11 protein-coding genes and 1 tRNA gene are annotated in these 10435 nt (G+C 65.1%); 5 read left to right on the top strand and 7 right to left on the bottom strand.

Annotated elements, in window-relative coordinates; genetic code table 11:
* A partial coding sequence (locus QQK25_RS21015; protein ID WP_284189719.1) for a hypothetical protein occupies nucleotides 1-249 on the bottom strand: 249 nt, incomplete at its 3' end.
* A gap of 40 nt (nucleotides 250-289) precedes the next feature.
* On the opposite strand from QQK25_RS21015, the gene QQK25_RS21010 reads away from it, so the two are divergent.
* Nucleotides 290-1588 carry an HPP family protein gene (locus tag QQK25_RS21010; RefSeq protein WP_284189718.1) on the top strand — a complete coding sequence of 433 codons (1299 nt, stop codon included), beginning with the start codon at nucleotides 290-292 and terminating at the stop codon, nucleotides 1586-1588.
* 48 nt (nucleotides 1589-1636) lie between these two features.
* Here QQK25_RS21010 and QQK25_RS21005 read toward each other — a convergent pair whose 3' ends face one another.
* A complete protein-coding gene (locus tag QQK25_RS21005) occupies nucleotides 1637-1903 on the bottom strand; it encodes a DUF2249 domain-containing protein (RefSeq protein ID WP_153159800.1) in 267 nt (88 codons plus the stop codon).
* Between the two features lie 289 nt (nucleotides 1904-2192).
* A tRNA-Ser gene (locus QQK25_RS21000) sits at nucleotides 2193-2280 on the bottom strand.
* A 162-nt stretch (nucleotides 2281-2442) separates the two neighbouring features.
* Between QQK25_RS21000 and QQK25_RS20995 the strand changes: the two genes are divergently transcribed.
* Nucleotides 2443-3129 (top strand): Bax inhibitor-1/YccA family protein, encoded by a 687-nt coding sequence (locus tag QQK25_RS20995; protein ID WP_284189717.1) that lies wholly within the window; start codon nucleotides 2443-2445, stop codon nucleotides 3127-3129.
* 67 nt (nucleotides 3130-3196) lie between these two features.
* Here the strand turns inward: QQK25_RS20995 and rlmD are convergent, their stop codons facing one another.
* The gene (gene rlmD / locus QQK25_RS20990) at nucleotides 3197-4510 is read right to left on the bottom strand and encodes a 23S rRNA (uracil(1939)-C(5))-methyltransferase RlmD (protein ID WP_284189716.1); all 1314 of its coding nucleotides are present in this window, start codon (nucleotides 4508-4510) and stop codon (nucleotides 3197-3199) included.
* Nucleotides 4511-4589: 79 nt separating this feature from the next.
* On the opposite strand from rlmD, the gene QQK25_RS20985 reads away from it, so the two are divergent.
* Both QQK25_RS20985 and QQK25_RS20980 read left to right on the top strand, forming a co-directional pair.
* Nucleotides 4590-5720: a ribosomal protein uL16 3-hydroxylase gene (locus tag QQK25_RS20985; protein WP_284189715.1), complete on the top strand. Its 1131-nt coding sequence runs from the start codon at nucleotides 4590-4592 to the stop codon at nucleotides 5718-5720.
* Nucleotides 5721-5972: 252 nt separating this feature from the next.
* A complete protein-coding gene (locus QQK25_RS20980; RefSeq protein WP_284189714.1) occupies nucleotides 5973-6350 on the top strand; it encodes a hypothetical protein in 378 nt (125 codons plus the stop codon).
* On the opposite strand, the gene bamC is transcribed toward QQK25_RS20980, so the two are convergent.
* The 3 genes from bamC to QQK25_RS20965 form a co-directional block, all read right to left on the bottom strand.
* The gene (bamC, locus tag QQK25_RS20975) at nucleotides 6338-7513 is read right to left on the bottom strand and encodes an NlpB/DapX family lipoprotein (protein ID WP_284189713.1); all 1176 of its coding nucleotides are present in this window, start codon (nucleotides 7511-7513) and stop codon (nucleotides 6338-6340) included. The genes QQK25_RS20980 and bamC overlap by 13 nt on opposite strands.
* A gap of 59 nt (nucleotides 7514-7572) precedes the next feature.
* Nucleotides 7573-8451 carry a 4-hydroxy-tetrahydrodipicolinate synthase gene (dapA, locus tag QQK25_RS20970; protein ID WP_153159817.1) on the bottom strand — a complete coding sequence of 293 codons (879 nt, stop codon included), beginning with the start codon at nucleotides 8449-8451 and terminating at the stop codon, nucleotides 7573-7575.
* A gap of 141 nt (nucleotides 8452-8592) precedes the next feature.
* Nucleotides 8593-9519, bottom strand: a complete 927-nt coding sequence (locus tag QQK25_RS20965) for a histone deacetylase family protein (protein WP_153159818.1) — start codon at nucleotides 9517-9519, stop codon at nucleotides 8593-8595.
* Nucleotides 9520-9654: 135 nt separating this feature from the next.
* Here QQK25_RS20965 and QQK25_RS20960 point away from each other — a divergent pair.
* Nucleotides 9655-10435 (top strand): AAA family ATPase (locus tag QQK25_RS20960; RefSeq protein ID WP_284189712.1); only part of this gene is annotated, 781 nt, incomplete at its 3' end.

Genomic DNA, 10435 nt, shown 5'->3' with positions numbered 1-10435 from the left:
CCCCGCCAGCACCGCCACCACCAGCGCGCCGGCCGCCTGCATCGCCAGCGGCAGCCGGTGGATGGCCGGCTCCACGCCCGGGCTGCGGGTGAGCACCGGCACGAAATGCCCCATCGCCGCAAAGATGAGCGGCATCGCACCCAGCGCGAAGGCTGCGTGGGCCACCGCCGCCGGCGGCGCGCCCGCCACCATCAGCCCCACCGCCAGCGCAAAGGCCGCCACCGCGCTACAGCCGAGATAAATCAGCACTGCCTGCTCCTGTCTTTCGTCACCGGGCCATCAGGCCGGATTGTCCGCCACCAACCGCCGATCCGACCAAACCCACATCAAGGCCGACCGCCGCCAAGCCCGGCAGACTGCCGGCTCCACCGGCCACCCGCAAGCCATGCCTTCCGTCCGTCAAGCCCTTCACGACTTCGCCCGGCGCTACCTGTTTGCCGACGCCGCACCCATCTCGCCCCCCGAACGCCACCGCAGCACCCTCGCCGCCCTGCTGGGGGTGATGATCTTCGAGGGCGTGCTGTACGTGCTGCCGGTATCGCCGGAGGCCCGTCGGCTGCTGGCGCCGCTGGGCGCCACCTCGGTGATCCTATTCGTGCTACCCCACAGCCCCCTCGCCCAGCCCTGGTCGGTGATGGGCGGGCTGCTGCTGCCGGCGCTGGTGGGCTTTGCCAGCGGCCACTGGCTGCCCAATGCGTATCTCGCGGTGGGCGCCGCGGTGGGGGTGTCGGTGTGGTTGATGGCCCGCCTGCGTTGCATCCATCCGCCCGGCGGCGCGATGGCGATCGTGATGGCCACGGCCGCCGCCCAGGGGCTCGACGCTGTCACCAGCCTCGGTGCCGCGGCCAGCAACGTGGTGGCGATGCTAATGGCGGCCACCGCGGTGAACAACCTGATCCCCGGCCGCCGCTACCCGCTGTGCTCGCCGCCCACCGCGGCGCCACGCCCCGCGCGCCCGAGCCCGGCCGGCATCCGCCAGCCCGACATCGCCGCGGCGCTGGAGGAAATCGACGCCTACCTGGACGTGAGCGAGGACGACCTGACCCAGGTCTTCCAGCGCGCCGCGCGCCACGCCTTTCATCGTCACGTGTTGCTCACCTGCGGCGACGTGATGACGCCCGCCCCGGTGAGCGTCGAATTTGCGACCGAACTGAACGAGGCCTGGCGCCTGATGAACCGTCACAACCTGGCGCTGCTGCCGGTGATCGACCGCAGCCGCCGGGTGATCGGCCTGCTGCGTCTGGAGGATTTTCTGCGCCACGTGGAGCCCGACAGCGCCCGCGGCATCGGCGACAACGTGCGTCGCCTGCTGCGCCCTACACCCGGCTCCCATTCGGACAAGCCCGAGGTGGCCGGCCAGATCATGCTGACGCCCGGCCTTGGCCTGAAGCGCGTGAATACCACCGACGGCATCGCCGTGGCCGCCCACCTGCTGGGCGCCGGCGGGCAGGCGGGCGTGCCGGTGGTGGACGACGACGGCCGGCTGGCCGGCCTCATCACCCCCGCCACGATGACGGCAGTGCTGCTTCAGCACGAGGCGCTGGACTACGTGCGGGGCGACGACGGCATCGCCAGCCCCGCGATTTAGTTAAATTCCAGCAACAATCAAACAATGATTGTTGCTGGAATTGCAACATCAGGCGACCTTGGCGAAGTCGATCACGATCGCGCCCGGCTCGCGCTGCTGATAGGTGATCGTGACCTTCTCGCCATAGCGCTGCTGCAGCTGGCCCAGCAGCGGGATCGGGTCGTGGTCGTTGCAGAAACGCATCGTCTCGCCGGGCATCAGCGCGTCCAGCGCGCCGAAGATCGCCGCATGGCGAAAACGCTTGGCAATGCCGCGGGCGTCGAACGGGTACAGGGCTTCCGGGGTGGTGTGGTTGCAGACATGGATGGTTTGCATCGAGGCGCTCCTGGGGTGTCGATAAAGTCCGACTGAATTTGTCGGGTATCGCCAGTGTGCCGTCTGGACCAGGCGAATTCCTTGATCTGGATCGGGTTACGCGCAGGCTTTGTCACCACGCTCCAGCTTCTGCCATGATCGGACACGGTCAGCGTGGACGGAAAACATGCTCGCGCAGCCCGCTGCGGATGCGCCCCCTGAAAAGCAAGAAGCCGCCCGCAGGCGGCCTCTTGTCAATATCTTCAAACTGTCGCGCACTCGCTGAAGTTGCGCCGAGTCATTTTCGTGTTGGCGGAAGCTCAGGGATTCGAACCCTGGAACCCTTTCGGGTTGCCGGTTTTCAAGACCGGTGCAATCGACCACTCTGCCAAGCTTCCAGATTCTCTCTACGGAGGCCATCAAGACCCGTGCAGCAACCACGCTGCCACACCTCCGAGGGGGCGCATTCTAGCATGGGCCGCGCGGTTGAAACTTTCAGGGGCGTCCGTTACTCTCAAGCAGTGCAGGTCATCTGCTTTACATCAATCTGGAGGAAATCCATGCAACTCGACACTTACGGTCAGCAAACGCAGGTTTTGTCGCAAGGCGCAAACCGCGTGCTGCGCAACACCTACATGCTGCTCGCGCTCTCGATGGTGCCGACCGTTGCCGGTGCACTGCTCGGCGTGCAAATGCAGTTCTCGTTCCTGGCAGGCAGCCCGTTCATTGCCTTCGCGCTGTTCCTGGGCATCTCGTTCGCGTTCTTCTACGGCATCGAGAAGAACAAGAACAATGGCCTCGGCGTCGCATTGCTGCTGGGCTTCACCTTCTTCATGGGCCTGATGCTGTCGCGCATCCTGCAGGTTGCCCTGGGTTTCTCCAACGGCGGCTCGATGATCGCCCTCGCGGCGGGTGGTACCGGCGCGATCTTCGTCACCCTGGCCAGCATCGCCAGCGTCACGAAGCGCGATTTCACCAACATGGGCAAGTTCCTCACCGTGGGTCTGGTGGTGCTCCTGCTGGCGATGGTCGCCAACATCTTCCTGCAGATGCCGGTGCTGCACCTGGCCATCTCGGCGGCGGTGGTCCTGCTGTTCTCGGGCTACATCCTGTACGACATCAGCAACATCGTTCAGGGCGGCGAGACCAACTACGTGACGGCCACCCTGGCGGTCTACCTCGACGTCTATAACGTCTTCGTGAGCCTGCTGAACCTCATCATGGCCTTTGGCGGCGAGCGCGACTGACACGCGTCCGCGTCGGTAAGCAAAAAGGCGACCTTCGGGTCGCCTTTTTCATTGGAGCCTTGCAGCCTCAGGCCCGCTCGAAGAGCGCGATGGATTCCACATGGGATGTCTGCGGGAACATGTTGGCGATGCCCGCCCCCATCAGCCGGTAACCCTTCTCGTTGGTCAGCACCGCGGTATCCCGGGCCAGCGTGGCCGGGTTGCACGATACATAGACGATGCGCTTCGGCGAACACACGCCCAGCGCCTTGACCACCGCGATGGCCCCTTCCCGGGGTGGATCGATCAGCAGCTTGTCCAGCGGCCCGAGCGCCGCCAGGCTGTCTTCGGTCGCTTCGAACAGGTTGGCGGCGTGGAACTCGCAGCGCTTACCAAGGCCGTTGTCGACGGCATTCTGGCCCGCCCGACGGACCAGCGCGTCGCTGCCCTCAACACCCACCACGTAAGCGCCCAGACGGGCAATCGGCAGGCTGAAGTTACCTAGCCCGCAGAACAGGTCGGCGATCCGCTCCCCGGGTTTAGGATCGAGCAACTGCATCGTCCGGCGCATCAGCACCCGGTTGATGCCCATGTTCACCTGGGTGAAGTCGGTGGGCCGGAAGGCCATCGACACGCCAAACTCCGGCAGCGTGTAGGCCAACCCCGGCGCGTCCTTCGGAAACAGCCGACGCGCCGAATCCGGGCCGCTCGGCTGCACCCACACCTGGATCGACTCCGCCTCGCCAAAGGCGACCAGCCGGGCCGTGTCGGCCGCAGAGAGCGGCACCAGATGCCGGAACACCATCACCGTGATCCCCTCGCCCACCGCGATCTCAATCTGCGGCAGACGATCCGGCGCCGACATGCCGGAAATCAGCGCCCGCAACCGCGGCACCATCGCCGACACATGGGGCGGCAGGATCGCGCAGCTTTCCATTGGCGCCACGTAGCTGCTACGCCGCTCGTGAAAGCCGATCAGCACGCCGCCCTTGCTCGGCACCATCCGCACCGACAGCCGCGCGCGATAACGATAGCCCCAGGCCGGGCCGACGATCGGCGGGTAGAGCACATCCGGCCGCGCCCGGCCGATGTGCCAGAGGGCGTTCTCCAGCACCCGCTGCTTCGCCGCCACCTGCGCACCGGATTCCAGATGCTGCATGCTGCAGCCACCGCACACCCCGAAGTGGGGGCAGCGCGGCTCGACCCGCTGGGCGCTGGCCGAAATCACCCGCGTCACATCCGCCACCTCGTAGTTCGGCTTGACCTTGTAGGGCGTGAATTCGACCCGCTCGCCGGGCAAGGCGCCCTCGATGAAGATCGTCTTGCCGTCGACGTGGGTGACGCCGCGCCCCTCGTGATCAAGGGATTCGACAACGGCTTCGCGGGGGGCAGCTGCGTGCATGGCAATACGGTCGAAACAGAAAGGGCGCCATTTTAGCGGCGGTCACAGCCGTTGCAATCCGGCGCGTTATAATTGGCGGATGACAAATACACTTCTTGGCGGCCTGTCGGTCGAGACCTTTCTCACCGAATACTGGCAAAAAAAACCGCTCCTCGTGCGCCAGGCGGTTCCCGGCTTCACCGGCGTCGTAACCAAGGACGAACTCTTCGAGCTCGCCCGTGATCCGGACGTGGAGTCCCGTTACGTCACCCACACCGAAACCACCTGGGAAGTCATCCACGGCCCCCAGAAGGCATCCGACCTCAAGCGCAAGAAGCAGCCCTGGACGGTGCTCATCCAGGGGCTCAACCTCTTCTGCCCCGATGGCGACGAACTCCTCCACCGCTTCGACTTCATCCCCCAGGCCCGGCTCGACGACCTGATGGTGAGCTACGCCGTCGATAACGGTGGCGTCGGCCCCCACTTCGACAACTACGACGTGTTCCTGCTCCAGGGCATCGGCAAGCGCCGCTGGCTCATCAGCGACCAGGACGACCGCACGCTCATCGAAGACGCGCCGCTCAAGATCCTGCAGGATTTCCGCCCGGTGTACGACTGGGTGCTCGAGCCCGGCGACATGCTCTACCTGCCGCCCCACTGGGCCCACAACGGCATCGCCATCGGCGAATGCACCACCTACTCCATCGGCTTCCGCTCGCCCACCTACCAGGAACTCGCCCAGCAGTTCCTCAACTATCTGCAGGACACCCTCCAGCTCGATGGTATCTACGCCGACCCTGATCTCAAGCACCAGGCCCACTCGGCCCAGATCAGCGACCAGATGATCGACCGGGTGGCCGAAACCCTCCAGCGCATCACCTGGACCCGCGAGGACGTCCGCGGCTTCCTCGGCGCCTACCTCACCGAACCCAAGCCCCACGTCTTCTTCGACTCGCCCGACGAGCCCCTCGAGCACGACGAGTTCGTGGAAGCCTGCACCAAGGACGGCTACCGCCTCGATGCGCGCAGCCTGCTGCTTTTTACCGACGGCCACTTCTTCATCAACGGCGAGCCCGTTCCAGTCGAAACCGACGACCAGCCCACGCTCCAGGCTCTGGCCGACAACCGCCGCGTCGACACAATTGCCGGTTTGTCGGAAGAAGGCATCGCGCTGCTTTATGACTGGTATTGCTGCGGCTTCGCTCATCCATCAGCAAATCTGATGGAATAGCGCGTTACCTTGACAATCCGGCTTGACACCACCGCGGGCTTGTTGCGGCAACGCAACAACGTCTTTATTCAAGCACTTCCTCCGTGGTAGGATTCGGGCCAGATCGGGTCCCCCACCTGATTGCTCCTGATTTAAGCTTGTTGTACTTCATTTATCGATAAGGGAAACCAACAATGAAACAATCTCTCCTGGTTGCTGCTCTCGTTGCACTCGCTGTTTCCGCTTGCGGCAAGAAGGAAGAGCCGAAGCCCGTTGAAGCTCCGGCTGCTGCTCCCGCCGCTGCTGCCCCGGCCGCCCCGGCTGCCCCCGCCGCTGATGCCAAGCCCGCTGAAGCTGCTGCCCCCGCTGCCGCTCCGGCTGCTGATGCCAAGCCCGCTGAAGCTGCTGCTCCCGCTGCCGCTCCGGCCGCCGCTGGCTCCACCGCCGAAAACGCCGCTGCTGCTGCCGCTGCCAACACCGAAAAGAAGTAATCTTTTCGCTGTTGAAAAAAAGCCAACCTGCGGGTTGGCTTTTTTTACGCCCGTTGCCAGCCCGCGGACAATCCTTAAGCGGAAGCAGGCACAAAAACAAAACGCCGGACATTGCCGGCGTTTTGCTTGTGAAGCACAGGAACCGATCTACTTCAGCTGATCGTGCAGCAGCGACAGGATCTTGCGGGCCGAGGTCGAGGTGTCCGTACCACCTTCACGGGTCAGCACCTGCACGGAAGACGATGCATCGGCACCCTTCACGTAGATCCGGTACTGGCTGCCCGACTGAACCTGCGGCTTGTCGCTGCGCCAGAAGGCCAGCCGCGACAGGATGCCCTCATCCTTCTTCGATTTGACGTCGACTTCCGGATCCACGTAACGCACGTAGTAAAGCCCCTGAGCGCGGTCACGGTCTTCGACGGTGAAGCCCACGCGATCCAGCGCGAGGCCAACCCGGCGCCAGGCGCGATCGAAACCTTCCTGTACCTCCAGAACCGCAGCACCGCCTTCGACGTTCTGGAGGCTGGCCTTCTCGGCCTTCGGCACGGCAGCAATCTGGGCCTTGGCGCGGGTCTCGTCGGCCCCCAGGCGAACCATCAGGCGCTGCAGGAACTCGGCTTCGAGCTCCGGATCGGCCGGGCGCGGCTGCCAGATCGTCTGAGTCTTGGCTTCGTTCGGGTAGATTTCCATCATGCCGCGATGGCTGATGTAGATCTCGACCGTGCCGGGCTCGTTGCCCGCTTCCAGCCGGGTGCGGTACTTGTCCCGCTCCGGCGTGGAGTAGATGCCGTCGATGACCTTGCCGAGGGTCCGGCGGATGATGTCATCCTGGATCTTGGCGCGGTTCTCGGCCCAGTCGGTCTCCATCACGCCAATGTCAGGGCTGTCGATGTTGAGGATGAAGCCGTTCTCCTGCCAGAACTCGCGGACCTGCGGCCAGATCTTGTCGGCCGAGCCAGGCACCACCAGCCAGCGCTGCGAACCCGAACGCTCGACGCGCATCTTGTCGATGGACTGGGGCGCCACAGCCACGCCGGGCGCGACACCCGCAGCGGTGGCCGCAGCGGTACCAGCCTGGTTCGAACGCTCGGCGCTGTAGGCCGAATACGTGGCAATGCCCTTCGGGCTCACGTCGGGAACGGCATAGCGATCGTCTGCGGTGGGCGCGGTGAGATCCGGCGGCACCTCGAGCGTGGGACGCTTGGCGGTGGCCGCCGCACTCTTGTAGTCGATCTTTTTCGATTCCAACAAGGAACCGGAGCATCCGGCAAGCGCAAACGCGACGACGACCGTCGCACCGGAAGCCAACTTTCGGCTTTGCATTCGTAACCCTCGGGGTGGGAAAAACCAGTCCTGGTTTGACACGCTTAGGTGGAACCGTTTCAGACTTCGATGCCGGCCTGACGCATGGCCTCGCGGACGCGACCATGGAAGGGCTCGGACAGCTGGGTCAGCGGGAGGCGGATGGCGTTGCCGATCAGGCCCATCTGCGCCACCGCCCACTTCACGGGAATCGGGTTGGCTTCGCAGAACAGGTCGCGGTGCAGCTTGACCAGCCTGGCGTTCAGATCACGGGCACGCGGGCCGTCGCAGGCGATGGCGGCGACGCACATCTCGTGCATCAGGCGCGGCGCGACGTTGGCGGTGACCGAGATGGTGCCGTGGCCGCCAAGCATCATGAAGGCCATGGCGGTCATGTCGTCGCCGGTGTAAAGGGCAAAATCCTTGGGGGCACGGGCCACGAGGTCGCAGGCGCGATCGATGCTGCCGGTGGCGTCCTTGATGCCGATGATGTTCGGGATCTCGGCCAAACGCAGGGTCGTGTCGTTGGCGAGATCGGCGACGGTGCGGCCCGGCACGTTGTAGAGGATCATCGGCAGCGGGCTGGCTTCGGCAATCGCGCGGAAGTGCTGGTACATGCCTTCCTGGGTCGGGCGGTTGTAGTAGGGCACGACCGACAGGCCGGCCACCGCACCCGCCTTGCGGGAGAACTCGGTGAGCTCGATGGCTTCGCGGGTGGAGTTGGCGCCGGTGCCGGCGATGACCGGAATGCGGCCTGCAGAGTGTTCGACGGCCACGCGGATGAGCTCGCAGTGCTCCTCGACGTTCACCGTCGGCGATTCGCCGGTGGTGCCGACGACGACGATCGCATCGGTGCCTTCCTTGATGTGGAAGTCGATCAGGCTGCGGAAACGGGGCAGATCCAGGCTGCCATCCTCGAGCATCGGCGTGACGATGGCGACAATCGAACCGGTAATCATGGGCTATCGGGAGAGAGGGAAAGTTGAATATTGTACCCAATCACTTCCGGAAGGATAGACGGGCGCAAATTGCTGTTACCAAAACAGGGGGTCAGCCCGGAGGAAAGCGCGGCGAAACAGGCGTTCCGCCGCGCGGCCGGATCACAGATCGGCGAGGGATTTGATGTGCGCGACAACACTTCGGGCCAGCGAAGACAGGGAGTAACCGCCTTCGAGCATCGACACGATGCGGCGACCGGCGGTCTCGGCGGCGACCTTCTTGAGCTGCTCGGTCGCCCAGATGTAGTCGGCCTCGACGAGCCCCAGGGAACCCATGTCGTCCTCGTAGTGGGCGTCAAAACCCGCCGAGATGAAGATCATTTCGGGGGCGTGATTGCGCAGCGCAGGCACCCAGATGTCGGAGACGATCTCGCGGAAGACGTCGCCCCGCGAGCCAGCCTTGACCGGCACGTTGACCATGTTGGGCGCCGGGTTGTCGGCACCGCTGTAGGGGTAGAACGGGTGCTGGAAGATGCTGACCATCAGCACGCGGGGGTCGTCCTTGAAGATGTTCTCGGTACCGTTGCCGTGGTGCACGTCGAAGTCGATGATCGCGACGCGCTTCAGGCCGTGTGCTTCAAGGGCGTGGCGGGCGGCAACGGCCACGTTGTTGAAGAAGCAGAACCCCATCGCCTTGTCGGCCTCGGCATGATGGCCGGGCGGGCGGATGGCGCAGAAGGCGTTCTCGACCTCGCCGGACATCACCAGATCGGTGGCGAGGATGCCCGCCCCGGCGGAGCGCAGGGCGGCCTTCATGGTGTTCGGGCACACTGCGGTGTCCGGGTCGAGGTGGCGGATGCCGTGCTCGGGCACGCTGGCCAGCAGCTCCTCGACGTGGGGGCGGGGATGGGCGCGGGAGATCTGCTCGACGCTCGCCAGCGGTGCATCGTGGAAGGCCAGGTACATGTCCAGACCGGCCGCGATCAGACGGTCGTTGATGGCCGCCAGACGTTCGGGAGATTCCGGGTGATGCTCACCCATGTTGTGAAGCCAGCAGTCGCGGTGTGTGATGAATGCGGTACTCGTCATTAAAAACCCTCCCCTCGCGAAACCTCGCAGAAGCGCGTTGATTGTTGCAGAAGACCATGCCGGCATTGCCGCACAGCCTGCCCGCTGTTGTGGAATCATTATCCACTTAACCCGCCCCCGAAAAAAGCCTTCGCCATGCCGATTCACATCGCCCGACGCCTCATCGATTCCGCCAGCCGCATCATTCTCGGCAAGGACCACGCCGTACGCCTCGCCCTGGCCTGCGTGCTGGCCCGTGGCCACCTGCTGATCGAGGACATCCCCGGCGTCGGCAAGACCACCCTCGCCCACGTGCTGGCCCGCCTGCTCGGGCTGCAGTTCCAGCGCATCCAGTTCACCAGCGACATGCTTCCGGCCGACATCGTCGGGGTGTCGATCTACGATCAGCGGGACGGCGCCTTCCGCTTTCACCCGGGGCCGGTGTTTGCCCAGCTGGTGCTCGCCGACGAGATCAACCGGGCCACGCCCAAGGCCCAGAGCGCGCTGCTCGAAGCCATGGAGGAGCGCCAGATCAGCGCCGAAGGCCAGACCTGGCCGCTGCCCCAGCCCTTCTTCGTGATCGCCACCCAGAACCCGGCCGAGCAGATCGGCACCTTTCCGCTGCCCGAAAGCCAGCTCGATCGTTTCCTGATGCGCCTCTCGCTGGGCTACCCGGATCGCGCCGCCGAGCGCGCCCTGCTGGCCGGCGAGGATCGCCGGGACCTGATCGCCCACCTGCCGGCCGAGCTTGCGCCGGGCGAACTCGACGCCCTGTTCGCCGCAGCACGGGCAATCCATGCCGGCCCGCGCCTGCTCGATTACATCCAGGCCTTGCTCGCCGAGAGCCGCGAGGGTGCGGCCTTCTCCCTCGGCATGTCGCCCCGCGCCGGCTTCGGCCTGCTGGCCGCCGACCGGGCCTGGGCGCTGCTGGCGGGGC

Source organism: Zoogloea oryzae, from assembly GCF_030161255.1.
Taxonomy (GTDB): domain Bacteria; phylum Pseudomonadota; class Gammaproteobacteria; order Burkholderiales; family Rhodocyclaceae; genus Zoogloea; species Zoogloea oryzae.
This window is presented reverse-complemented; position numbering and strand designations above follow the sequence as displayed.

Excerpts from the sequence above, each read along its gene's own strand:
- QQK25_RS21005 (WP_153159800.1), bottom strand. The coding sequence starts at position 1,903 with ATGCAAACCATCCATGTCTGCAACCACACCACCCCGGAAGCCCTGTAC.
- QQK25_RS20995 (WP_284189717.1), top strand. The coding sequence starts at position 2,443 with ATGCAACTCGACACTTACGGTCAGCAAACGCAGGTTTTGTCGCAAGGC.
- rlmD (WP_284189716.1), bottom strand. The coding sequence starts at position 4,510 with ATGCACGCAGCTGCCCCCCGCGAAGCCGTTGTCGAATCCCTTGATCAC.
- QQK25_RS20985 (WP_284189715.1), top strand. The coding sequence starts at position 4,590 with ATGACAAATACACTTCTTGGCGGCCTGTCGGTCGAGACCTTTCTCACC.
- bamC (WP_284189713.1), bottom strand. The coding sequence starts at position 7,513 with ATGCAAAGCCGAAAGTTGGCTTCCGGTGCGACGGTCGTCGTCGCGTTT.
- dapA (WP_153159817.1), bottom strand. The coding sequence starts at position 8,451 with ATGATTACCGGTTCGATTGTCGCCATCGTCACGCCGATGCTCGAGGAT.
- QQK25_RS20965 (WP_153159818.1), bottom strand. The coding sequence starts at position 9,519 with ATGACGAGTACCGCATTCATCACACACCGCGACTGCTGGCTTCACAAC.